General features: G+C 51.1%; 15 protein-coding genes and 1 tRNA gene. 6 read left to right on the forward strand and 10 right to left on the reverse strand.

Annotated elements, in window-relative coordinates; translation table 11 throughout:
• Nucleotides 1–267: 267 nt before the first annotated feature.
• Complete coding sequence (locus tag Mal48_RS09995; protein WP_145198545.1) at nucleotides 268–2,223, reverse strand: sensor histidine kinase; 1,956 nt, start codon at nucleotides 2,221–2,223, stop codon at nucleotides 268–270.
• Nucleotides 2,224–2,531: 308 nt separating this feature from the next.
• Between Mal48_RS09995 and Mal48_RS10000 the strand changes: the two genes are divergently transcribed.
• Nucleotides 2,532–4,655 (forward strand): glycoside hydrolase family 10 protein, encoded by a 2,124-nt coding sequence (locus Mal48_RS10000; protein ID WP_145198547.1) that lies wholly within the window; start codon nucleotides 2,532–2,534, stop codon nucleotides 4,653–4,655.
• A 63-nt stretch (nucleotides 4,656–4,718) separates the two neighbouring features.
• Here Mal48_RS10000 and Mal48_RS10005 read toward each other — a convergent pair whose 3' ends face one another.
• The 4 genes from Mal48_RS10005 to Mal48_RS10020 all read right to left on the reverse strand — a co-directional run bounded on the left by Mal48_RS10005 (nucleotide 4,719) and on the right by Mal48_RS10020 (nucleotide 11,068).
• The gene (locus tag Mal48_RS10005) at nucleotides 4,719–5,906 is read right to left on the reverse strand and encodes an alpha-amylase family protein (protein WP_231739976.1); all 1,188 of its coding nucleotides are present in this window, start codon (nucleotides 5,904–5,906) and stop codon (nucleotides 4,719–4,721) included.
• A gap of 175 nt (nucleotides 5,907–6,081) precedes the next feature.
• On the reverse strand, nucleotides 6,082–7,002 hold the full coding sequence (locus tag Mal48_RS10010) for a sugar phosphate isomerase/epimerase family protein (protein WP_145198549.1): 921 nt from the start codon (nucleotides 7,000–7,002) through the stop codon (nucleotides 6,082–6,084).
• A gap of 199 nt (nucleotides 7,003–7,201) precedes the next feature.
• Nucleotides 7,202–8,086: an alpha/beta hydrolase gene (locus Mal48_RS10015; protein WP_145198551.1), complete on the reverse strand. Its 885-nt coding sequence runs from the start codon at nucleotides 8,084–8,086 to the stop codon at nucleotides 7,202–7,204.
• A 315-nt stretch (nucleotides 8,087–8,401) separates the two neighbouring features.
• The gene (locus Mal48_RS10020; protein WP_145198553.1) at nucleotides 8,402–11,068 is read right to left on the reverse strand and encodes an outer membrane protein assembly factor BamB family protein; all 2,667 of its coding nucleotides are present in this window, start codon (nucleotides 11,066–11,068) and stop codon (nucleotides 8,402–8,404) included.
• A gap of 382 nt (nucleotides 11,069–11,450) precedes the next feature.
• Between Mal48_RS10020 and Mal48_RS10025 the strand changes: the two genes are divergently transcribed.
• On the forward strand, nucleotides 11,451–12,752 hold the full coding sequence (locus Mal48_RS10025; protein ID WP_145198555.1) for an amidohydrolase: 1,302 nt from the start codon (nucleotides 11,451–11,453) through the stop codon (nucleotides 12,750–12,752).
• Between the two features lie 105 nt (nucleotides 12,753–12,857).
• Here Mal48_RS10025 and Mal48_RS10030 read toward each other — a convergent pair whose 3' ends face one another.
• The 3 genes from Mal48_RS10030 to Mal48_RS10040 all read right to left on the reverse strand — a co-directional run bounded on the left by Mal48_RS10030 (nucleotide 12,858) and on the right by Mal48_RS10040 (nucleotide 17,606).
• Nucleotides 12,858–14,144, reverse strand: coding sequence for a CynX/NimT family MFS transporter (locus tag Mal48_RS10030; RefSeq protein WP_145198557.1), 1,287 nt, complete (start codon nucleotides 14,142–14,144; stop codon nucleotides 12,858–12,860).
• 876 nt (nucleotides 14,145–15,020) lie between these two features.
• On the reverse strand, nucleotides 15,021–16,403 hold the full coding sequence (locus Mal48_RS10035) for a DUF1501 domain-containing protein (protein WP_145198559.1): 1,383 nt from the start codon (nucleotides 16,401–16,403) through the stop codon (nucleotides 15,021–15,023).
• Nucleotides 16,404–16,946: 543 nt separating this feature from the next.
• Nucleotides 16,947–17,606 carry a LuxR C-terminal-related transcriptional regulator gene (locus tag Mal48_RS10040; RefSeq protein ID WP_145198561.1) on the reverse strand — a complete coding sequence of 220 codons (660 nt, stop codon included), beginning with the start codon at nucleotides 17,604–17,606 and terminating at the stop codon, nucleotides 16,947–16,949.
• 691 nt (nucleotides 17,607–18,297) lie between these two features.
• Between Mal48_RS10040 and Mal48_RS10045 the strand changes: the two genes are divergently transcribed.
• From Mal48_RS10045 to Mal48_RS10050, 3 genes are all read left to right on the forward strand, one after another.
• Nucleotides 18,298–18,371: transfer RNA gene (locus tag Mal48_RS10045), tRNA-Arg, on the forward strand.
• A 130-nt stretch (nucleotides 18,372–18,501) separates the two neighbouring features.
• On the forward strand, nucleotides 18,502–18,696 hold the full coding sequence (locus tag Mal48_RS23565; protein ID WP_231739977.1) for a hypothetical protein: 195 nt from the start codon (nucleotides 18,502–18,504) through the stop codon (nucleotides 18,694–18,696).
• Nucleotides 18,697–18,854: 158 nt separating this feature from the next.
• On the forward strand, nucleotides 18,855–19,442 hold the full coding sequence (locus Mal48_RS10050; RefSeq protein ID WP_231739978.1) for a hypothetical protein: 588 nt from the start codon (nucleotides 18,855–18,857) through the stop codon (nucleotides 19,440–19,442).
• A 177-nt stretch (nucleotides 19,443–19,619) separates the two neighbouring features.
• Here Mal48_RS10050 and Mal48_RS10055 read toward each other — a convergent pair whose 3' ends face one another.
• Nucleotides 19,620–21,512, reverse strand: a complete 1,893-nt coding sequence (locus Mal48_RS10055; RefSeq protein WP_145198565.1) for an SUMF1/EgtB/PvdO family nonheme iron enzyme — start codon at nucleotides 21,510–21,512, stop codon at nucleotides 19,620–19,622.
• Between the two features lie 329 nt (nucleotides 21,513–21,841).
• On the opposite strand from Mal48_RS10055, the gene Mal48_RS10065 reads away from it, so the two are divergent.
• Complete coding sequence (locus tag Mal48_RS10065; protein ID WP_197442220.1) at nucleotides 21,842–23,221, forward strand: transposase; 1,380 nt, start codon at nucleotides 21,842–21,844, stop codon at nucleotides 23,219–23,221.
• Here Mal48_RS10065 and Mal48_RS10070 read toward each other — a convergent pair.
• Nucleotides 23,192–24,267, reverse strand: a protein-coding gene (locus Mal48_RS10070) for an IS3 family transposase (RefSeq protein WP_145198569.1) whose coding sequence is annotated in 2 segments (ribosomal slippage) — nucleotides 23,192–24,015 and nucleotides 24,015–24,267 — 1,077 coding nt in all. Because the reading frame shifts where the segments join, the coding sequence is not laid out codon by codon here. The two genes, Mal48_RS10065 and Mal48_RS10070, sit on opposite strands and share 30 nt — an antisense overlap.
• Nucleotides 24,268–24,296: the final 29 nt, after the last annotated feature.

The following is a 24,296-nucleotide window of genomic DNA, read 5'->3' on the forward strand; positions in this document are numbered from 1 at the left end:
TGTGCCGTCTTCAAATGGACTTCTTTTCCATCAATTTGAAGCAGAGTCTACATGCCGAATGTGAAGTTTCTGCGCGACGAATTGTTAAGAAATGGTTAAGATTGCCGTCTGTTAGGGCAGTTTGCTCGGGGCTATTTCGAGAGGCGACGTATTCTTAAAGAGAATTTAGAGTCAGTCCGAAAGCTTCTGGAATCGCCGCTCTTCTCCACTTTGTGAGTGAGCAATCTCAAGTTTCAGGATCAGTTCTATAAAAACAAGAGCTGAATCTCAGTCGTTCGCAGCTTGGATTTTTTGAAAACCAAGTTTCTTTTCATTCTGGGCTAGAGGCAAACGGACCGTAAACGTACTTCCCTGCCCCGGTTCGCTGTTCACCTCGGCTTCACCGCCAAACTCCTGAGCCAGGTGTTTGACAATAGAAAGTCCTAAGCCGGTCCCACCCATTTCGCGTGAGCGTGCTTTGTCAACGCGATAGAATCGCTCAAAGACCCGCTTCTGGTGGTCTTTGGGGATGCCAATTCCAGTGTCTTTCACTTTGATCGAAACCATCGAATTCTGCACCGCCCAGTCAACACTCACTTGGCCGCCACTGGGCGTATAGTTGATGGCATTATCAATCAAATTATTGAGAATCGTCTGCAATCCTTCTGGGTCAGCCAAGACATAGATCTCGCCTGTGTGAGTTTGCATCGATAGCTGAATCGATTTTGTATTACAGATTGCTGCATGTTCGCGAATGCACAATTCAACGGTTTCAACGAGGGGAACGGTTGAGACCTCAAAGGTGTCCGCCCCTGATTCAATGCGAGAGATTCGAAGCAAATCGAGTATTAAGGCATGCAGCCGAGTTGCCTGTTCCTCAATGCCTTTCAGAAATTTGCGATTGTGATCAGGGTCGTCGATCGCTCCTGATAACAATGTTTCGGCATACGCTTGGATCGACGTCAATGGCGTTTTCAACTCATGTGAGACATTCGAGACAAACTCTTGTCTAATGTTTTCGAGACGACGTAGATCCGTGACATCGTGAAAGACCAGTACGACACCGGGACAGGGATCACCCGGTAGTTGAGCGGCAAGCAATGAAACAATGGCCTCGGACCGTGGAATTTCCAACTCAATGTTCTCCTGCCCTTTGGATTCCAAGGCACTTTTCACGACCTTCTGGATTGCGGGATTTCGTACTGCCTCCCAGATCGGCCGCCCCACAATTTCAGGTGTTGAGATTTCCAGTAGCGAATTCGCAGCCTGATTAACAAAAAGAACACGCTCATCGCCGTCGACAGCAATCACTCCTTCAACCATCCCTCCCAGAACCGTTTCCAATCGCTCGCTATTCTTGGCGAGTTCGGCGCTCTTCTGATGTAACTCATCAATCTGCATCGACAACTTTTGGCTCATTAGATTAAATGCCCCTGCGAGTGCTCCCAACTCGTCCCGACTGGGAATGACGACTTGCTGTCGAAGGTCTCCGTCGGCAATCGCTTCTGCCGATTGAGTCAATAAGATTAAGGGCCGAATGAGCCGACCGACGACGAAGTAGGTCAACACCAGAGCCACGATGCTGACCGTCATTGCTGTTACCCAGATCAATCGTTGCACAGAATCAACTTGCGCATTAAGCGCCTTCACTGTCATGGAAACACGCACAAAACCGACGACTTGCTCACCTTGATCAACCCGCAGCGCGTAGTTCAACATCGGAAGATCTAGAGTAGGACTTTGCCTTTGAGAGACCCCAAATCCACTTGTTCTGGCCAGTCTCAACTCTTCTCGATTGTTGTGATTATCCATTACTTCCGGCGACTCTGCGGAATCTCCGATGACCGTTCCGTCTTCGGTAACCAGTGTCAATCGGGTCCCATTCTGTTTCCCAAGCTGCACCAGAGTTTGTTGAAGCTCGGCAGTTTGTCCCTTTTCAAAAGAATCCGCCATGCGACTTCGCAAGATGACAGCCGAGTCGTGTAAACGTTGCTGCGCCTGTTCGATGACGATTTCTCGTTGTCGGCTCGATTGAATCGCAACGAAAGAGAGAGCCGCAACGAGAGTCAGTGCGGCATACGTGCCAAAGATTTTCCAAAACAAACGAGAGGAGAGCATGCTCCGATTCCAGGTTGGCGGTGAGTTCGCAAGCGGCGGCTTCGTCACGCTGATTTGATGGTGACATTCCATAAAGATTGGAAAGCCTAACATCACAATGAGATGAATGGAATTGTTCAGCAACACTCGTGATACCCACGTTCTCCATCACAGAGACTTACAGAGCGGCATCATAAAACGGATCCTGGAACCTGAGCATTCTCTCATAAACGGAGAAAATATTGGTTTCAGAAGTTTTTAAATTGGTGCAATTTCGCATTCTCTCAGTCGTTTGAGTTCAAACAGTTTCGCTCGCTGGAGCAATCTGCTCTAGTAGACTCCAATTCCAAAGACCTGATCCTGAAACTTGAAATTGCACTCGCAAACGTTAAGAAAAGTGACGTTCTCAGTCGATTTCAGGCCTGTTCGAAATATTAAATCCCGAAGGACATCACATGCTCCCTCTGAGTCTCAAGCAATCCGTCACTTTTTCGATTGTCCTCTTGATGACTGTAAACACCTTCGGGGAAACGAAGCCGAAGAACATTGACGAGTTACGATTGGCTCGATCTCAGGCAGCCGGACAGAAGCGCCGACTGATCTTCAACAACGATGGTAACGAGCCGGTTTATCTCTGTGAGGACGACGTTTCGGCGGAGGGGTTGCTCAAGCATCGAACGACACCACTGGCAGGGACGCAACTCGACACTCTGTTTTATTGTACATGGTCCTCCCCGTTTGGCTGCTTCACACACAACACAAAAGTCGGATCTTTATTCACCGCAGATCAGGAAGGCTTCAGCAAGAACCAGACACAGACGTTCATCGACAAAGGTTTTGATCCATTGACGATTATGTCTGATTTCAGCAAGCAAAATGGGATTGAGCTTTTTTGGTCCATGCGGATGAACGATACTCACGACGCTTCAGGAGCCTGGTACGGTCCTCTTATGCTGGCTGCCAGTCCACTGAAGCAACAGCACCCCGAGTGGCTCTTGGCAACTGCAAAGAAAAGAAACCGTCTCGGAGGATGGACAGCAGTCGACTATGGTCGTGAAGAAATCCGTGAGTTGGTTTTTCGCTACTTTGAAGAGGTCTGCAATAACTACGATGTGGACGGCATCGAACTCGATTTTCTGCGGCACTCCGTTTTCTTCAAATCTCATGCACAAGGCGGGGCAGCAACTGAAGAGAATCTGGAACAGATGACCGCCCTGATCCGTCGAATTCGTCGTATGACTGAAGAAGTTGGCCTGAAACGTGGCCGACCGATCCTGGTCGCAATCCGCACACACGATTCGGTCGATTACTGTCGCGCTGTCGGGATCGATTTGGAGCGCTGGTTAAAAGACGGGCTTGTAGACATGCTTGTGGCAACTGGTTACTTCCGCTTGAATCCCTGGCAGCAAACTATCGCACTCGGAGAAAAATATGGTGTCGCTGTTTATCCCTGCTTAAGTGAATCTCGCGTTCGTGGTGAGGACCGCTTCCGACGCAACTCAGTCGAAAGTTATCGCGGACGAGCTTCCAACGCATTGGCGGACGGAGCAAACGGCATCTACCTATACAACTACTTCAATCCCAATTCAACACTCTGGAACGAGCTGGGGGACACGCAAACGCTACGGTATCTCGACAAGAAATTCTTCGTCACTGTCCGTGATCGCAATCCAGACAGCACTCTTGTTGGCGGCAGTCAATACAGCACAATACCATTGCTCACACCGACCCATTCGCAGACGATTTCATCCAGTAAACCGCTGGCAACAGAAGTTCGAATCGGCGACGACATAGCTGCCGCAGCGAGAGCAGGCCGCACGCCCAAAGTTACCCTGCATATGAGGATTCCCCTGTTGAGTCAGGCCAATCAGCTTGTCACAACTTTCAATGGAACGAAGCTCCTTGACGGACAAGCCTCGAACGGTTGGATCGATTACGATGTCCCGGCATCTATTGTGAAGCAGGGAGGCAATCAAGTTACCGCTTCCGTACAGTCGCTGCCTCAAAACGCCGACTCATGGACAATCAAATATGACGGCAGTGAAAAGCCTGCTAGTATTTGGCGGCGTGACCCCGGTTCCGAGCGAACGATCGACACCTTAGTCGATGGAACTTTGTTGATCGCAGATCGCGGCACCGCTTCAGGTGAATACTGCTATTTTCGCATGCCTTGGGGGGCCGAACCGGCATCGGAAACTGTCGCGGAGTTCCGTGTGAAGACTATCTCTGGATCAAGCTTTGTCATTGTGTCGAATGGCGTCTCTGGGGAGCGGCTCACTTTGGCGCCTGATCACATCTCGCTGTTTCATAACCGCAAGATTCGCTATGAGATGGACACCACATCAGATTTCCATACCTACCGGCTCGTTTTGAATGGTGAAGATCTTCAAGTTTATGTCGATGGCACTCTCCGTCTGGACGGCAAAGGCCAGCTCAAACCACGTACAGGATACCGACGTAATGAGGTCGCCTTCGGAGCCTCGAACAGCACCGATGTTGGCGAGGCGTATTGGGACGATGTGAAAGTGCGAACCGCAAGCCTCAGCTGTCATGACATCGTGGTCAGTGTGGAGTATTGATCGATTTTCGCTTGCCGATTCCTCGCGTCATCGTCCGAGGTCACCCTGTGTCGGATTCAATCACTACGACCTTGGGCGAATTCCACGATAGAAACGACCAAGAGCGTCGACTTTCTGCCAATCTTTGGAAACGCCACTCCAGTGGAAAACCATCACGCCGGTCGAGGGATGAGTTGTTCCAGCATCCAGAACAGATTCTACCTGATCAACCGCGACAGGTTCTCCCCAGTCAGCCAGCTGGACGATCGGCCAAATCTTTTGTTTCTCGTGCGGTTCACCTTTGAGATTAAGCAGATTTCCAAGACTCTTGGTTTGATCCGCGACCCAGCCCGGTTCCTGTGGATGTCCAAAACGTGCGTGGTATGGCATCGTACTGAAGACATCCAGATACTTCGCCTGAGCCGGAAGATCGATGGCGAGCTTGTGTCGGATTGCGCCCTCGTAGTCGTCAGTGGACCAGGGGCAATGAAAGGTTCCGAGCAGCGTTTGTGGTCGGACTGCATCAAGAATTTCTCGGTATTCGCGCACCCAATCGGTGAACACGTCGCATCGAAATTGTGTCCAGGCATCTCGATGCGGACCGAGCAATTGCTTGGCAGCCGCAGGGACAGAATCCGGCAATTGAATTCCAGTCTTTTGTTGGAACTGTTTCAAGGCTGTTGGCGAGAAATCCGTATCAGGCATGACCGGCTCCGCACGTTCCCAACTCGCGTGCGAGTGGTGATAGTCCAGCCAGATTCCATCAACTTCAAACGTTTCCAGAACTCGCCGAAATTCATCCATCCGGTTTTTTCGGTACCCGGCATCGAAGGGGCTGACGCCTTGCCAACCATGCGGAGCTGGGGAAGGCAAACCGTCTGTTCCGATAGGAGCAGCTTGAGGGTGTTTTTTCAAATAATTCTCGAAGTGCATTGAGTTGTACTCAGCGAACACCTTGAGTCCAAGCTGATGGTACTGTTCAATTTTCTTCTGATTGAGACCTCCCGATCCGATCCAGATCGCATTGATTCCATAGTCGGCCGGTGTCTCTCCACGTTGTAAGATTGCATCAGGAAACCCACCATAGATGCCGCGGATTTGAATCCAGGGACGCGGCTTCACTTCTTCCGGTTCAGGGGCTTCAGCGAAAGCAGAACTATCGAGCGTCGCAGCCATTGTTCCCAGCGAAAGCGTTCCGCCTGCGAGCGTCTTTAATGCGCTTCGTCGAGAAAATTTTCCAGAAAGTTGTGGCTGATCGACTGGAAAAGACATAGTAGTCACTTCTCCTTGACACAAAGTCCGTTGAACATAATGTCGCAGTCACAACAGGACCGACACGCGGTCTGTTGGGCAGAAGGAGCATTCCCGCGACTGCCCCATATCGCAAACTATCTCAATTGCGGTTTACGATATGGTACAGTCCAGGGCGAACAAATTAGTACGAGCATCAGGCTTTAGGGGTGAGACCGAAAACGCGGTCCATGTTGGCGGAGACTTCTTTCAAACGTTCAAGATCTCCACCTTTCACTTCCGCTGCTGCCCAGCCGGTGTACTTGATTTCGGCAAGAGCTTTTCGCACGTCTGCCCAGTCGAGATCTCCCTCGCCGATCTTTGTGAATTTGTCCATCTCACGAGAGAAGCCTTTGAGGTCGAGCTTGACAATTCGTTTGCCGATCTGCCGAATCCAGTCCCCCATGCTGCCATACTTCCAGTGGTTTCCAATGTCGAACTGCATGCCGACCCACGGTGAATGGAATTCATCAACGTACTTGACGAACTTGTCAGCGGTCTGCGTGTGGTCCCCTTCATGGTCGTAGCAAAACTGGTTCCAGACATTTTCAATGGCGATGTGAATCCCAAGTTCTGAAGCCAGTGGCAATGCCTTCGAGATATTGTCAATCGACCGCTTCCAGATTTCTTCTTCCGGGCCATCACTTCCTCGCCCAACGACAAGCAGGACAGTGTTGCCTCCAACAGCATGTGTCTGACGAAGAGCTTCCTGCAGACTGGCAAGAGCTTTCGCACGAACTGATGCATCTGGATCTGTGTGGCGAACAGACCAATGTCCGGCGTTCACCGATCCATCAACCGGAAGCCCTGTCGCTTTGATAGCAGCTCGAACTTCTTTGACATCGATCCCCGGGCAGTTCAATTCGATTCCATCGAAGCCAGCCTCTTTCGCAATTGCAAATTTCTCTTCGAGCGACTTACCACCCTGGACCATTCCAATTTTAAGCGTTTTGTAGAGGCGACCGTTGAGATAGCCTTCTTCGCTTTTCGCACCAAGTGCAAGCAAAGGGCCTGAAACACTCGCGGCTGCTGCCAATTGCACAAATTGACGACGAGAAAGTGAACTCGAAGAGAGCATGATCAATTCCTTGAAGATAGGTCGTATGTCGTTATTGAAATTTAGGTCGCAACATTTAATAAATCGGCTGTACCGATTCGAACCAAAATAGTAGCAGGCCGAGCAGTGATATGACACTGAGATTGACTGTGACTTTGAATCCAGAAGCGGATCTCCAGAACTGCATCAAAGAGTGACTGGTTTAGCTTGGGGGGGGCTCTTACTTCGTGAGTTTGTCAATCAAATACGCTGTCGAGTTTTTGTATTTCGTTTTTTCTATGCCAGGGTGAACGAGCACAGTTTCGACGCCGACTGCTTCAAGCCGTTCTGCGAGCTTCACTCCCATGATCCCCGAATGCGTTGGGTCTTTGGGGGATGCCCCGACGACTGGGACTTCTCCACGATAAAATAATGCGATTGGTGGATCGTCTTTGGAAACGTGCTCAATCGGTGAGTATTCATGAATCCAGGGAAGGACCTTCTCACGATTGTCGATTAAGGCTTGCAGATCCTTGAAGCCAAAAGCATGAGCCCCATACCGGTAGTTCGGCATCCATTCTCGCAACTCTTTAGGGTCAAGCGAGACTTGAGCTCCATTCACAGCTGCGCAGTATAATCGTGTCGACTCCCGTGCGATCGGATCATCGCTTTTGGGGTCCGCCATGTCGTCATGAAAGGCGAGCCACAAAGAAGTACAAGCACCTGCAGAACCACCTGTTGCTCCGATTTTCGTTTTGTCGAGGTTCCACTCAGAAGCCTTGGATCGAATGAACTGCAAGGCGCGAGCTGCATCACCCAGAGGAGCTTTTACGGGAGGTTCCACGTTCTCCTTGACTCCGTTTTGGACATAGCGATAGTTGATCGCGATGACTGAGATTCCTTTGTCCAGAAAAGCCTTGGGATTCGTTTTCTTGTCGCCACCGCGCCAACCGCCACCATGAATGTAAAGGACAACCGGAGTCGGCGTATCGGATTTCGCCGGATAGAAGTCAAGCACATTCCGGGCATGAGGTCCGTACGAAACGTTGAGTTGCGTCTGCAGGTCCTCAGCTTGGCAGATCGAGCTTAGAGATAGAGCAGTTATCAGCATCAGCGAGTAGCGCATAAATTGTCACTCCAGAGGTAAGGTCAGGAAAAAATTGGCGACAGAAGATTCAGGTTACGATGGCTTACACGACACGTTAGCGGGAAGTTCGCTCACTTCGCCAGTGACCGGGGAAAATGGAAAACGACATTGTGAATAATGAATCGGATTTCATTCGGAATGATCGATGGCTCATTTGTGACACCGCGATGACGTTCGTCCCTTTGGCACTAAAAAGTTTAAGAACGTTCTTGCCAGTTCACGATGAAGATTGCATCGTGAACTGGGGTTCTCGCCCTCCCCTCCTCTGTCAGACTGCCACTTACCGTGCGGTGGTCAAGGACGCTCCCAGACTGCGGGGAGATCTTTTGATTCTTCTCCATAGGTTTGGGAAACAATAAACCCACTGGCCTGTGACATATAAAAAATCCGACCGTTTGAAACCACGGCACCGAGGCATTCACGTGAGTCGATGGCGGGACCGGTGGAGACGAGTTTGCCGTCTTTCGACAAGTCAATCATGTCCATGTTCGCCCCGAGTACGTAAGGCTCTGAGAGTGTAAAGCGACAGCAGGCGTAGTTGTGCCCAACCGTGTTGATCACTTTTCCAGTCTTGCGATCATAGACGTTCCCTACGCCACGCAGCGCGTTGGAGAAGATAAACTCATTGCCGACCGAAACGACGTTGAGCGCTGAGGTCACCGGATCAGATTGCCAGACCAGCGAGCCATCTTTGGCGTCGAGACACCAGACGAAACGATCTTTGGCAGACTGCCGGGCAGCTGCGAACCCTCCGAGATAGATTCGGCCGTCGCGAGCGCTGATTGTGCACTTGGACGTGACGTGATAATCGGTCGTCGACCAAACAACTTCACCGCTCGCGGGGTCCATGCAAGCGGTGAAACCATTGTTCTCGACCGGCAGCCCACGGCGCCGCTTTTGATCGGTGTCGTATCCGAAATAAACGGAGTAGTACAGCTTCCCGTCGAGAATGCAAATGCCGCAATCGTTGCCGCCTCGGCCATACTCCGAGAAGTCTTTGTGCCAGACCACCTCCCCGGTGTCGAGGTCCCAGGCCCAGACCTGAGGTTTGTGATTCTTTGGAGAGTACGGTGTTGCGTTGGCAAAAATCCAACTCATCACTTCGCGCCCATCTTCAGCCGGATTGGGGTCTCCCTTGAAGACGAACGCCTTTTCAGATCCCTGAGCAGCATACTCACCGGAACCGGATGCATAGATCGCGACATTCCCATGGACGACCGGAGGAAACTGTCGGCTCCAGCCGGGGGAACCTGTAAACGGCGCCTCCCACAGCAGCTTACCGTTTTTCGCATCGAGACAGCGAACGCGAGATTGCTGGATGCCCCCCTGAGGGATGAGTAATTTCTCTTTGTAGTAGAGTGGCGAAGTGAAAGAGAGATAAACATGAGGCCAGTACCGACGCCACAGCATTCTACCAGTATCCTGTTCCACAGCCATGACCTGTCCTTCAGCCGTGTGAAGATACATTCTGCCACCGCCACAAACCGGCAAGTGTTTGACTGTCCCTTCCAGTCGGCGTGCCCATCGCATGCGCAATGGTGGTTTCAGGTCTTGGTCATTCGCATTTGAACCTTGAAAATCACCATAGTTGGAATACCAGTTAAACTCTTCGCCCGACTTCGGACCAGTCAAAGGGCTGCGGACTTCTGTGACTCCGAGATCTTTATCTGGAAGGGATGCCTTTCCGTTGGGACCAAAAACATAAAGGTATCCATCTTCACACGCAGCGTAGACACGCCCATTCGAGACTCCAAGTGGTGCGGTGATGGGAACGTTCCAGGAGGTTGGAAACGATCGTTCTTCGCCGCCTCGGACAGAGACGACATGGAGTTTCCCATCCAGACCGCCATAGAGAATGTGCTCGCGAGTAATGATTGGCGGGCTGATGGAGGGGGCTTCACACAGCACTTCGACCTCTTCCGCATTCGGCGCGTGACGGCAGAGTCCTAAACCATGCTCGGGACGAGTGCGATAGACCACTCCATCCTGTACGGCAACACTGGCAAAACTCAGCAGGCCGGGAATATTGATCGCAGTCTCCGTCCCTTTCACAAATTCGGCTTTCACCTCGTCTTCTTCGAGTTTCAAGATCTCGACACGTCCGGCGTTGTCGCGTCGATGCCATTGAATGTAGACGTTCCCCTCTTCATCTGCACTCTGCCCAAACGTTGCGGGGTACTCCCTGCCTGCATAAGCCGGAATCTCTCCGACGGCACGCAATTCAGGCTTGTCTCCCGCGTCTTCAACGAAGACTGTTCGCCCACCTGCAGGCATAACAACCTTGTTGCCTACCAGGCTGATGTCGCGAGAGCAGACGAAATGGTCTTTCCAATTGACTCGGTCACCCCGAAACTTGACCCAGTCGGAACCGAGCCACCGGTTGCCCGTGAAGCCAACGACTTCTTTTACAAAGTCCCAGTTCCAAATCTCTTTGCCATCAGGCTCTACCGCGTAGATACGTGCACCAAGAGTGGCGAAGTAGACCCGTTCTTCGCCCACGGCAGGCGCGGAGAAGATCGGTTCGCGGCAGTCAATTTCATTGACGACCTTTCCGGTCGCTGTATCGAAGACATAGTAATAACCAGCAGTCGTCCCCACATGAAGATACTGCCCTGCAACAGCCGGAGCCGAGACATTATTGCAATTCCCTTTCCCCCCGCGAGTCTCGTGTTTCCAGATCACCTTGTGCGATGCGGCATCGATTGCAAAGACCACACCAGAACCATCGATGACGAAGATACGCCCATCGGCAATTGCTGGTGCAGCAAAAATCGCGTCCGTCGTCGGGACAGCGGCGAGTAGACCAAGGTCAGCAGGAACCACTTCGGTCAGTGCATTTCCTGAGCGTTGTGCGTTCCCCTGAAGCTGTCCCCATTCGGCAGACGCAGTAGCGGCGACCATGATGACGATCGCGCCGAAGAAGAAACGTTTCACGTATTCATGCATAGCGTTGATATCCATGTCTCAATTTTTTTCGAACAGATCCTGAAACTTGAAATAGTTCACTCACACATTGAGAAACCGGCTATCCCAGAGGTTTTCGGACTGGCTCTAAAAGTTTCCGAATTGGTTCAAGGTTGTATTGATGTTCCTTATTGTGTTTATCTCCAACCGGGTTTGTCTACCGACTCCGCCTCGAAGCTGAATCAACTCGTCGCGTGACACCAAATACGGACACACCTTTAAGCTCGAATCATCCAGCTTGAGCCTCACAGAAAAGGTTCCATACGATCGACTCAGCGACCATCAACTTTCAAAGCCCTTCTCGAACATCGACTACACTTTTCAGCACAGCAGGGTATACAATCCCATCTTCTTTTCTTCTCTTTGGAGCGTGAAAAACATGAAGTCTGTTCTGCAAACATTCGCCGTTCTGATCGTTGCTCTCCACTGTTCGGTCTGTAGTGCCCAAACTGTGGAAGAATGGACGGAAGCGAACTTGGATTCGCTCGTCAAACTCTACATGCACTTGCACAAGCATCCAGAGCTCTCCTTTCAAGAAGAGGAAACATCAAAACGAATTGCCGCAGAATGGGAAAAAGCGGGTTTCGAAGTCACATCCAACGTCGGTGGCTTTGGGGTTGTTGCCATCCTTAAAAACGGAGATGGACCGACGCTCATGCTGCGAACGGATCTCGATGCCCTTCCGGTGAAAGAAGAGACCGGATTGGAATATGCCTCAAAGGTGACTGTCACGAATGAGGACGGCAGCAAGACAGGTGTCATGCATGCTTGTGGTCACGACATTCACATGACAAATCTGGTCGGCGTGGCTCGGTATCTTGCCAGCTGCCAGGACCGCTGGCAGGGAACTTTGATGCTGATCGGCCAACCAGCAGAAGAGCGTGTTGCGGGTGCGAAAGCGATGCTCGAAGATGGCCTGTTCACAAGGTTTCCCAAACCTGATTTTGGAGTCGCGTTACATGTTGGTTCAGATATCGCAGCCGGGAAAGTTGGCTACCGGGCAGGATATGCCTTGGCGAATGTCGACAGTGTTGACATCACAGTGAAAGGTCGCGGCGGTCACGGTTCCGCTCCACACACCACCGTCGACCCGATTATCCAAGCGGCTGAATTGGTCGTCGCCCTGCAGTCGATTGTCAGCCGCGAAGTCAAACCGATCGAGCCCGCAGTGATTACAGTCGGCTCCATTCATAGTGGTACCAAGCACAACATCATCAGCGATGAATGCAAACTGCAACTGACTGTCAGAAGTTATTCGTCCGAAGTTCGCCAGCAGTTGTTAGAAGCAATTGAGCGAAAAGCGAAAGCTGTCGCCATCGGACACCGAGCTCCCCCACCAGTAGTGAAATTTTCGGAAGGAACCCCTTCACTGTATAACGACGATGACCTCACCGCAAAATTAAGCTCTGTATTTGTACGCACTTTGGGGGTAGACAAAGTCGAGCAGGTTGACCCCGTCATGGGGGCGGAAGACTTCAGCTTATACGGCAAAGCAGGAGTTCCGATTCTGATGTACCGGTTGGGCAGCGTCAGCCAACGACGACTGGATCAGCTCAGTATGGCAGGTCGAACACCACCATCGTTGCATTCGGCAGCCTACTATCCCGATTTCGAACTGACCCTGCAAACTGGCATCGCAACAATGTCGAACGTCGCTCTGGAACTCTTGCCACGTCAATGATGTCTACGTGAACTCACCTATGCCAATCTAGAACATTTCAGCCCCCGCCAAGCCACTCACGACAGCTGACTCCAAGTGGATTGCGGGGCACAGTTCTTGTCAGTCTCACTCGAGAGTTTGCGGTGAACCGGCTCCCCAGCCCATCCCAAGTTTTATGACTCCAACTGCGAACAAAAAGAGAAAGGACCAAGTCCAGCTCTGCGTTAAATCAAAGAGTACACCAAACAGCAACGGGCCGACCGCTGCAACCATGTAGCCGATGGACTGTGCGAATCCGGAAAGTTCTGTCGCGGTTTCCGTGCCGCTAGATCGAAGCACGATGAACAACAACGCCAATCCGAACGAGCCTCCCAGCACGAAACCAATGAGCGAAGCCCAGAGTGCAATCCACCCCGTCTGATCCAGCAAAAGTCCGGCAAGTCCGACGGACTCAATCAACGCTAAACAAAGGACAATACCGCGCTGGTCAGTTGTTCTTCCCGCGAGTGTGGGAATGATCAGCGAACCGAAAATCCCCATCGCTTGCGACAAAGACAACATCCATCCGGAATATGTCGCGTCGTAACCCCGGCTCATCAAAATCGCTGGCAACCATGCCAGAACTACATAAAAAGTCAGCGATTGCAAGCCCATAAACAGCGCGACCTGCCAGGCCAAAGCCGAACCTCCAAGATGCTTCATTGCCTTTTGGAAACTTCGATTCGGTTCTGATCTCGTAAGGCGCCGAACCTGCGGTAACCAAACAATCAGGGCGATCATCGCGGGGATCGACCACACGCCCAATGCGCCTCGCCAGCCCAGATTCATTTCAACCGCCAACGGAACGCTGAACCCTGCAGCCAGTGATGCCCCTAACGCCATTGCACTCGAATAGAGACTGGTTACGAATCCGGAATGCGAAGAAAAGTTGCGTTTTGTTAAGCTCGGCATAAGCACGTTGCCGAACGCGATCGCAATCCCCACAAGTAGAGTCCCGACATAGAGCGCAGGCAGCCAAGCGATGGCCCGCATGGAAGTCCCCATGACTAACAACACCAACGCCATCAGTAATGTGCCTCCAATCCCCAATCGCCTCGTAAACAGAGGTGTTAAAGAGGAGATGACGCCAAATGCGATCAACGGCAGCGTGGTCAACAATCCTAGTTGAGAATTGGAGAGACCTGTCGCCCGGCGGATATCTTCGATCAACGGGCCGACGCTTGCCAGTGCCGGCCGCAAGTTAATAGCAACCAGCAGGATTCCGACAAGCAACAAAAGATCGGCAGATCGTGACTGACGCTGCACAGGATGCACAGGCAACGGTTCGGGCGTCAATACAGGGGGCACGCCCACTTTTTGGTCTGTACTTTTGATGATGAATCTTTCGTATAGGGGAAAATGAAGCTTCGACATTGGGCACTGCATAATTCACCAAGCAGCCGAGTTACGAGATTCGAGAACACGGACTTTGGTTCCCCGTGGTTTCGATCATCTGGGCTCATTCAGCCGATGTCAGATGCCTCTCGGTGCTCTGTCGCCTTCAAGCATAAACCTTGCTGGATGCACTTGCTCGTTCATGGAACTCGTGACGCACCACTACAACGCTTTGGCAAAGCGAACGGTGCTATTCAATGGGCGATGATTTCCGATAAATGAACTGCTTGCCGTCATCCGCAGCGAACTCTGGAATCATACCCAAAGCTCGGCGCGATGAAAGTGCTGACATCGGTAATTCTCAGTTCAGGCATCACGCATGAGATCAACAAAGTCGCAGTCACGATGATCTCGTTTTGAGTACGATCTGAAGTCAAAAACTGGAAACAGTCCGAAAACCACTGGAACAGTCGCTTTCCTCAAAGTTAGAGAGCAATTTCAAGTTTCAGGATCAGTTCTAAAAGATGATGCAACTCACCGACATGCAGTTTTTTGCATGTCGGCGTCTCAATCAACTTGCCTTCCTTGATGATCACTCTTCTCGGACACGAGGAATCCGAAAGTGTTCCAACGATCCGATTGCTTCGCGGGAAATTCTCGAAAACAGCAAACGGCGGCAAGATCTCACCCACAACCAACGTCGCGATTCACAGTGAGGCCTCTTCTGCACTTTGCATGCCCCCCTGCAAGGTGAACAAAGTCTGAAGAACAGACGAGCCATCCCTTGCCCTACAAAAAGTTCGAGGGAGTTTGGAGAAGTCTGCGAACACTTCAAGGAGGCCACGGATATCAATATCCGCACTGTGAAGAGTCGTTCAAAAGATGCTCTCGTGCATCAAAAAACACTTAAGCTTTTCAAGTCAACCCGGGAATGGGCTTGCCTGATCGAATAATCGGAGTTGGGCGACCAGAAAAATCCTCAATGGTTTGATCAATGTCGATACCAAGGTGATGATAAATTGTTGCGAGAAAATCTTCCGGACCGACTCTCTCAGAGATCGGATCTTCCCCTTTTGCGTCAGTCGCGCCGATCACGTTTCCTGTTGTGATTCCCCCACCGGCAAAAAGCATCGACCCCGCTCGTGGCCAGTGATCTCGACCTGGCTGAACCGTTCCAGCGGGACTACTTGCGACACCAGCGCCGCTACTGGCTACATGACTGATCCGAGGTGTGCGACCAAATTCGCCAGTCACCACGACGAGCACACGTTTGCTTAATCCTCGTGCATAGACATCTTCGATCAGCGCTGAAACCGCCTGATCAAAATAAGGTGCGCGAAACTGTAAAGCGTCGAACACATGGTGATTGACAGCATGGTCATCCCAGTTCGCCACACGTCCGCACAACGGGCCGTCAAACTCGGTTGTAATGATATCGACACCAGCTTCGACGAGACGCCTCGCCATCAGACACTGCTGCCCCCATCGGTGCATACCATACCGCTCTCGAATTTCTTGAGGTTCACGAGACAAATCAAATGCTTCGCGAGCCTTCGAACTCAATAACAACTCCATGGCTTGTGTTTCAAACTGACCAAGAGACTGCATGAGTCCCGATTGGTCGAGACCATCTTGCAGACGATCGAGACCGCGCCGCAGGCTGACACGACTTTGCAACGTCTCTCGCTGAGCGTGACTGCTGAGCCCAATGTTCGGAACTTGAAATTCAGGGTGGCTCGGATCACCGGTGATTTGAAATGGTCCAAACCCAGGGCCTAAGTACGTCGGGCCAGCAATTGTGAAACTGTCGTAGCGATCCACTGGATTGACAGCAATATAGTTCGGAATTTCACGTGCTTGATCCGACCGAATAGAATTCGCGATCGACATCCAGTCGGGATACTTCGGTGTCCGCTTATCAGCTGCATCTGGGTCGCCGGACAGCATTTGCAGCGAACCTGCCGGGTGACCACCTCCAGTATGCGAGAGTGAGCGAACAAGCGTATATTGGTGAGCACGCTGAGCGAGTCGTGGGAGAAGTTCTCCAATCTGAATACCCGGGATATTCGTCGAAATGGGTGAGAATGGACCACGGTAATCGCTGGGAGCGTTCGGCTTTGGGTCGAATGTTTCAAGGTGACTCGCTCCACCTCGCAACCAAACTAAGATGACAGCTGTCCGCTCGGCAGCTTGTGGCTTCGCTTGGGCCTGTAGTTGAAGAAGGGACGGCAAGCTTAATGCGGCAAACCCGTTCAATCCGGTTCGCAAAAACTCGCGCCGAGGCAAACCGCTGTTCATTGTTGCTACCTTATGATTTTGAAACTCGAGTCTCCATTGATAGTGATTTATACCTTCTTACTTCACAAAGTGATACACCGAGAATGCACACCTCAGACTACTTGCCCGTGCCATGAAACCGGAGACTCAAACAGACCGTGATTTTCGTTATATTTCACCCCTGCCGGACCCTGAACAAAACGAATGACATTATCTTTCCCAATCAATGGTCCTCTTCCATCTGCAGGAAAAGTCAGAAACGAGTTGATACTGGAGTGTTTTTCACGTCAATTTGACCATGCCCATCGATCTCCATCAGCGGGTCTTTTGCGCTCGCTCTTGCCCACAAAATTGCCCCGAAGATTCGTTGCAGCGAGTGACCAACTGACAACCTTACCGGCGACGATTCAACTGGATATCTTTGGTCCCTCGCGCTTGATTCCCGCCCAAGAGTTCAGTTGCTTGAAGAACGTCCCTAGTGAGCGACCACCTGCTGAACTGAAACATTGCGAACAGGGTTAAATCGAGTTTTTCGTCGGCATATTTTGAATCAGACAAGACAGGTCAAGCAGGCATTAGCCCTTCACGTATTGCGAAGCGTGCAAGTTCGACACGGTCGTGAATTCCAAGTTTCTGCATAATTCGATACTTGTGACTTTCAATGGCTCGCTCAGAAAGCGTCATCGTCTTCGCAACTTCTTTCACGCTTTCACCTCGCACCAGATGCCGCAACACCTGCAACTGCCGAAGCGTCAACGTGGAGAGGTAAGAATGCGTTTTAACGAAATATTCTCCCTGATCAGGATCGAAATCCAGCCGATCCAGAATACTGGCCGAGTAAACTTTTTCTCCGGTGCAAACCGACTTCAACCCCTCGACCAAAACGTCCAGTGGCTCTGTCTTTAGAATGTATCCTGAGACCCCAACCTTCAGAGCGAAGTCTAAATAGATGTCCGCATCGTAGCTTGTGAAAACCACAATTTTAGTAGCAGGAAGCCGTTGCAACACCTGCTCCGCAACGGCAGTCGCTCCTCTGCCGGGGAGTTCCATTTCCATGACCACAATGTCAGGCACACGCTCCATGATGTCAAAGAACGCCTTATCCGAATTGCTGACAGATGCGACGACATTGAAGTCCCCACTCGCATTTAAGCGATTCGTTAATGAATCGACGACTACTGGGTGGTTATCAACCAATACAACGCTTTTGGGAATGGAGCTCATCTCACGATCCTCTGGATTACTGTCTCTACGAACACTGTGGACATTCGAACACCACGTTACCAAGCCCCTTCAAACAGAGTCAATCTCAAACTTTGGAGGATTCTGTACTAGCCCTCAAATCTCAGCTTCATGGCCGGTTCACATCGATTCAGTCTCGCTAGGTTAGATGATCTTAAGTATCGTTTGGTTAATAAGTTACAGTGAAACCAATTGCCTAAGGATTTCCCCGCCTCAGTAAAACATGGCGGAAGTGCGTGATAGCACTGCAGTTTAGCTTGAGTTTCACTTCGCATTGCAAAACTCGGAAATCGCAGTTGCGAGAGAGGGATTGGAATACCCTGAATTTAGCAAACAGCTCACCCTCTCAAATTGTCGATACTCCAGAACATCAAACTCGTCAGCAACCGAAAATCTCGAACATGATTCGAAGGTCGCGACCCGTTCTGACCCCGAATTTCGAATGAATCTCATGACAACTCGAAATTCAATTGCTTTGTACGCTTGGAAAATCATCCGGAACCACTAGACTCCGTTCCGTGTCAAAGAATGAGGCTACAAATCACTTTATGTTGATCCATCGAAGTGCAGCTTTTCTCACCCGTCATTGATTTGACTCTCCAATTCAACATGGATAGTCTACGCAGAACTTGGCAAAGTGAAAAAACACTAAGTCAAAACCACCACAACTCCAGCACCCCTAGCTCAATTGGATAGAGCACCGGTCTACGGAACCGGAGGTTAGAGGTTCGAATCCTCTGGGGTGTACTCGACTTACGACGACAGGTAGAATGCCTGTCACAGCAATTTGTCACAGAAAAGCCCCCGCCAGCTGCAACTGACGGGGGCCAACGAACCTCTCGGCTCGTCACAAGTATCACTTGTTCGGGAGGTTCAAATGACAAAGAAACGTGAAGCAAGACCGTGGTACCGGCCGTCTCGTAGCTGCTGGTACATCACTCTGGACGGCAAGCAGCACAAGCTCGGTGACTGCTCTGAATCTGAGGCTTGGGTCCGAGCTGACACTCTCAAGAGGCAGCTCAAGCAGGAAGCATCGGCGAAGGCCGTGTCTTCCGATTGGGGGCATCTCTGAAGAAGAATTGGGAGAGTGATAGATACTACCGACTTCGCTGCCTGAATCTGGAAACGATCACGCTGTTCGTTCCGCTCTCTGGGAGAGCATCCATCTGGCCTCAGTTCTCACAGTTCCTGGAATCACAAAGCTGGCCGAGGGAACAGACGAAACTGCATTTGCTGGATACGAGTCAGGATCCAGAGTTTTCCAACATCGTCAGAACTTGGTTAGCCAAATGTGACTTTCCGCATGTCTGCTATGAACAACTCGCTGTTGGTGATCCGGGATTGGCGGATGAAGAACGTCGCGGACAAGTTGAAGTGCAGAATGCAGTCCGGATGGCGGCTGCCACGATCTACAATCATCTTGCTCGGCATGTGCAAACATCGTTCGTCTGGAACGTCGAAGACGATGTGATCCCTCCGGACAATGCTGCCGAGTTGTTGCTGCAAGGGTTCGATCAGGACACGGCATCCGTCGCTGGTCCATATCGATCTCGTTATCACGATGGTTATGTTGCCTGGACGAAGGGACACACCATCACCAAAGAACCTGACGACGGCGTTCAGGTCATGGAAGGCAATGGATTCGGGTGTGTGATGCTACGAGGGAACGTACTTAAAGAGTCGCTCTTTACCTGTCAACAGCCACCGTATGACTTTGATCCGGCGTTCTATGAACGTCTCAAGCACACCGGATATCAGTCGAAGTTATGCTGGGATGCTGAGTGTGAACACTTGGATGCGGCATCTTTGAAAAGCTGAATTCCGGTTTGCACGAACTTTCTTTTGGCGGGTTGCAGCCGTGATGTTCTCTGCGATCGGTTTACTCTCATCTGTCACTTGCGAGGTAATGCGTATTCACGGTCGAAAGGCACTTGATGTCAGACAATTTGATTTATTGACAACCCGGTAAACCATAGATTTGTTGTTGAACCTTTCTTATTTCGGATCTTCCAAGCTCGAATCTGTGGGTTCACACACGACTCGGAAACCGACGAAGGGGTTTTTCTTCCAGGGGGGCTGCATGGGGTAGTCGAGCAGGCAAGGTTCGCCGATGAACCGCCAGTCGCTGCCGCGAACAACTTTGATGAAGCCGAGTTCAGGGCCGAAGGGATTGGTCTTGCGTGATCGTTGGTAATAGTCGCGGTCGAACCAGTCGTGCGTCCACTCCCAAGCGTTGCCGCGCATGTCATAAACACCATATGTATTCGACGGATAGTTGCCGACTGGCGTCAACGGTAGCCACGGAGTTATTCCGGCTGCGTCGCCACTTTGATCATTTGGTTGTCGCGTTAGATTCCAATCGTAGGGCTCTGTACTGCCTCCGCGGCAGACATATTCCCATTCCGCTTCAGTTGGAAGTCGGTACAGAAAGTTGGGATTGGCCTTGCTGATTCGTTCACAGAATGTCTGAGCTTCGTACCAAGTGACGTTGGTGATCGGCAATGTCGCGATGTCTGAAGCAGATTCGATTTCCTGGTTTTCCGCCATTGCGAATTGTTCATGCGTGACTTCGTAGATGGAAATCAAGAAATCACGGCTGATTTCGACTTCATGAGTTGGGCAGATTGGCGAGCCGAGATTTCGATCATTGTTCGCCAATCCCATTTCGTAGGTTCCAGCAGGAATTCTCACGAATTTCATCCCGAACGAATTTGTGTAGGTATGAGGAATATCCATCAACGAGCTTCGGCGAGTCGTCGAAGCTTCCGCGAAATTCGACATATCGGCGAGAAGTTCCCAATCAGAGAGTTCTTCTGGCGGCGTTTCTCGTGAATGCAGAACATGCCACAGACCCGGATCGATGTTGTCGGAAATAAATTTGACCGAGCCGTCAACGAATGCCACATTCACACCACCTTGATGCATGCTTCGGGCGGTCGATTGCTGATTTCGATCAACATACGAACATGTGGGCATTCCCAGGGCTTCGATCTGATCAGAACCGACCGCTTGATGCAGTTCTTTCGCCCGCAGGATGTCGTCAGCGCGAAAGTCTTGATTGTTGGGGCTGAACGTGTCTCCATTAACACCGTGGCCCCAAGTGATGCTGCCCCCCACTTGACCGAGAGCCCAGACGCCACGTGGGTCGAGTTCGTGGACTCCAGATCGAATTTCTTCTAATGCGATCGTTGTCGACTGACCATTTGTGATATCGTCGAAGGAAAACGATTTGTTGATCCCCGCAATCCCGTTGCCCCACATCTCGTAGCGTCTGGGTTCCTCAGACATGACCAAGTGACAGAAATCTCCTTGCGGTCCCTGCGTCGATGGAGGAGTGAGTTCATAATTATGGGTCCCTCCATTGATCGCGTAATTGCCCCGTGCGAATTCAATATACTGGTCTTCACCCACAACGGGATAAAAGTGATGGGGGCTGTCCTCACGATGAAAGGTGTCACTGGGACATTTGAATTCACCAACCCACGTCGTTCGGGCCTGCTCGTTGTTGACATGCCCGATCGGAACAGTCGAGTCGAATTGAGCAGCGAGGTCCGATTCGCCAATTTGAGGCAGAATCAATTGCAGCCAGTTTTCCCGTGAGATCCGTTCAACACGATCCGATTCGTGGAGGGCCAACGAGTAAGTAGCGTTCACATCCCAGACCGCTGCCGGTGGCAAACTGGCATGCGTGTCGTGATAAGCCCGCATGCCAGCCACTAACTGTTTCATATTGTTGGCACATGCAGTCTGTCTGGCTTGTTCCCGCAAGCGGAGAACCCATGGTGAAGCCAACGACACCAATAAAGTGAGAACCAAGACGACGATGACAACATCCAGTCGCGACATACCGTTTCGATGAATCCGAAGAGACTTTTGATAAACCTTCATATCTCGCCTACCTTCTCAATACCCAATAACCGACTCCCCCGACAAGCAAGACATTGACTGAAACAAGGAACCAGAAGTTCCAGTTTGTCTCCGCAGGTTGTTCGACTGATTTTTGCGGGAACTCGAACCGTCTTTTCGCTTGTGGAGCTTTCTGTCCATCACGTTCCAAAGCAGCTGTTAAATGAATCGCTGACGCAAATTCATTTTGCGACAACACGCCATTAGCGTCTGTGTCATCAGAGTAAAGAGTTATTATTGAAAGTTGACGGGGCGGCAAAAAGTCGGGTAATTGCGGTTGCGTGGATTTATTTTCGCGCTAAATTCGCAGCATGCTTACTCTACGCGACCATCACAGCGGTGATCTGTTTGATCCTTGGGAATATCTAGGGCTCAAACGAAGACGTCTTCTTGATCGGAGTTGGGCCGGAGTTTTCAGGGACTATTTGCTGAAGCAGCTTCCCGTCCGTGAGCTTGCTGCCGAATTCCGTGATGATTTTGGGCGTCCGACGAAGGATCTCTACGTCGCCCTGGGGGCATTGATTCTTCAGCAACTCCATGATTTCACCGATCAGCAAACCACCGAAGCGATCGCGTTGAATATCGCTTGGCATTACGCGTTGGATATCAGACAAGATTCTGACGCCTACCTCTGCGAGCGAACACTTCGCAACTATCGCAAGAAAGTACTGGATGCTGGCTTTGATCAAGTTCTTTTCCGCACGCTGACAGACAAACTCATTGAGGAGATTGGCGTCGATACAAGCAAGCAACGTCTTGATTCAACAGCGGTGCGATCAGCCATTCGTGGATTAACGAGGCTGGGAATTTTGGTCGAGGCAACGAGCAAGTTTCTGCGAGAGCTAAAACGAATGCATCCTGAGCAATATTCGTTGGTCGATCCAGAAATGATTCGTAAGTATGTCACTCGAACAGGTGACGGTTGCTTTGGCGACACACGGCCCAGTGAATCCAAAAAGCGGATCACGGAAGCTGCCGAAGATGTCTTTAAGCTCATCGGGCTCTTTCAAAATGCGGAATGTTCGAATTTGGAAAGCTTCCAGTTACTGCAACAAATCTTTCACGAGCAGTGTGAGGTTTCTGATTCCGCTGCAGAGTCCGTCACAGTGCGGCCACCAAGTAAAACGGAATGTGATGGGGTGATCAATCCCGCTGATCCCGATGCCCGCTACAACAAACATCGTGGCACAGGTTATCTCGTGCAGATTATGGAAACGTATGAAGAAGATTCCGAGGAGCCGGATGTCTCAAACACGCCCAAACCTGATCTGATCACTCACGTGGCTGTCGATCCGTTAACGATGCACGATAAAGACGCTCTGCCTCCTGCGTTCAATGACACTGAGCAACGTGGTATCAAGCCGCAGACGCTTCTTGCCGACTCGCACTATGGATCGACTGAGTGTATCGAAAACGGATGTGAGCGCGATGTTGAAATCGTCTCGCCGGCGCAGACGCCCAAGGGAAAGTTGCAGGGCAAGTTCACGCTTGAAGACTTTGAGGTCGATGAAGAAGGATGCATCACATGCTGTCCCACAGGACAGCAGCCATCAGAGACAAGCGTTTCTGGAGTTCGTCTCCAGGTTATTTTTTCGAAGGAGACATGTGAAGGTGACCTGCTCCACTTTTCTGGGCCATTCTTTATGAGAAAATCAATGGCTTCATCTGGCCAGGCTAGCCTGGCCAGATGAAGCGAAATCTTTGGGGGCCAGGTTGCCCAAAGCGCTGTGGGGTCGATGTTCGTTGTAGTCAACGCGCCAAGCTTCTGTCTTCTTCTTCGCGTCGTCAAGCGACAAGAACCAATTTTCATTCAGACACTCTGCCCGCACGCTTCCGTTGAAGGATTCAATGAATGCGTTATCCGTGGGTTTTCCGGGTCTACTGAAGTCGAGTGTCACTCCATTGGCATACGCCCACTGGTCTAAAATTTTCGATGTGAACTCGGGGCCGTTGTCCACACGAATCGTTTTTGGCAACGTGCGATCACAAGCCAAGTCCTCCAGGACTGAGACAACCTCCTTGCCTCGCATTCGCTGGCCAACCTCGATCGCAAGACTCTCACGAGTAAAGTGATCGACTATCGTCAACAGACGAATCTGGCGGCCATCAAAGAGTTCGTCAGACATGAAATCCATCGCCCAGCAGTCGTTAATGCGTGTCCGGCAACTCACTCGACGCCTGGGAGTCTTGGTTCGCAGACTCAGCCTTTCCTCGCGGTAGATCCGATACACACGCTTGGCATTCACCTCCCAGCCTTCACGACGCAGCAAAATGTGAAGTCGCCGATATCCGTAGTGAACTCGAATGGCTGCCAACTCCTTCAAACGCATTCGTAGAGCGACCTGCTCATCCTTCGTGGATTGATATCGATGACTTGAACGAGCCAAGCCAACCAAAACGCAAGCACGTCGCTCACTGATTCGATAGCACGACTTGGCTCCTTCGACGCATTCACGAAGGCGGGCAGGCTTTAGAGCTTTTTTGAAAGGACATCCTGTAAGATCTGCTTGTCCAGGCTCAGATCTGCCACCAGCGACTTCAAACGCTTGTTCTCTTCCTCCAAAGATTTCAAGCGGCGAAGCTCCTCCGTGCCGAGCCCAGCAAACTTCTTCTTCCAACGATAGAACGTCTGCTGGCTAATTCCGAGCTTGCGACAAACCTCTTCGATTGGTGTGCCAGTCTCGGCTTGCTTGAGTGCAAAAGCAATCTGCTGATCGGTAAATTGACTCTTCTTCATGGTCATCTTTCTTCAAAATGGACGACCAG

Source organism: Thalassoglobus polymorphus, assembly GCF_007744255.1.
GTDB lineage: Bacteria > Planctomycetota > Planctomycetia > Planctomycetales > Planctomycetaceae > Thalassoglobus > Thalassoglobus polymorphus.

Excerpts from the sequence above, each read along its gene's own strand:
- Mal48_RS10025 (WP_145198555.1), top strand. The coding sequence starts at position 11,451 with ATGAAGTCTGTTCTGCAAACATTCGCCGTTCTGATCGTTGCTCTCCAC.
- Mal48_RS10055 (WP_145198565.1), bottom strand. The coding sequence starts at position 21,512 with ATGAAGGTTTATCAAAAGTCTCTTCGGATTCATCGAAACGGTATGTCG.
- Mal48_RS10035 (WP_145198559.1), bottom strand. The coding sequence starts at position 16,403 with ATGAACAGCGGTTTGCCTCGGCGCGAGTTTTTGCGAACCGGATTGAAC.
- Mal48_RS10015 (WP_145198551.1), bottom strand. The coding sequence starts at position 8,086 with ATGCGCTACTCGCTGATGCTGATAACTGCTCTATCTCTAAGCTCGATC.
- Mal48_RS23565 (WP_231739977.1), top strand. The coding sequence starts at position 18,502 with ATGACAAAGAAACGTGAAGCAAGACCGTGGTACCGGCCGTCTCGTAGC.
- Mal48_RS10030 (WP_145198557.1), bottom strand. The coding sequence starts at position 14,144 with ATGTCGAAGCTTCATTTTCCCCTATACGAAAGATTCATCATCAAAAGT.
- Mal48_RS10005 (WP_231739976.1), bottom strand. The coding sequence starts at position 5,906 with ATGTCTTTTCCAGTCGATCAGCCACAACTTTCTGGAAAATTTTCTCGA.
- Mal48_RS10010 (WP_145198549.1), bottom strand. The coding sequence starts at position 7,002 with ATGCTCTCTTCGAGTTCACTTTCTCGTCGTCAATTTGTGCAATTGGCA.
- Mal48_RS10020 (WP_145198553.1), bottom strand. The coding sequence starts at position 11,068 with ATGGATATCAACGCTATGCATGAATACGTGAAACGTTTCTTCTTCGGC.
- Mal48_RS10040 (WP_145198561.1), bottom strand. The coding sequence starts at position 17,606 with ATGAGCTCCATTCCCAAAAGCGTTGTATTGGTTGATAACCACCCAGTA.
- Mal48_RS10065 (WP_197442220.1), top strand. The coding sequence starts at position 21,842 with ATGCTTACTCTACGCGACCATCACAGCGGTGATCTGTTTGATCCTTGG.
- Mal48_RS10000 (WP_145198547.1), top strand. The coding sequence starts at position 2,532 with ATGCTCCCTCTGAGTCTCAAGCAATCCGTCACTTTTTCGATTGTCCTC.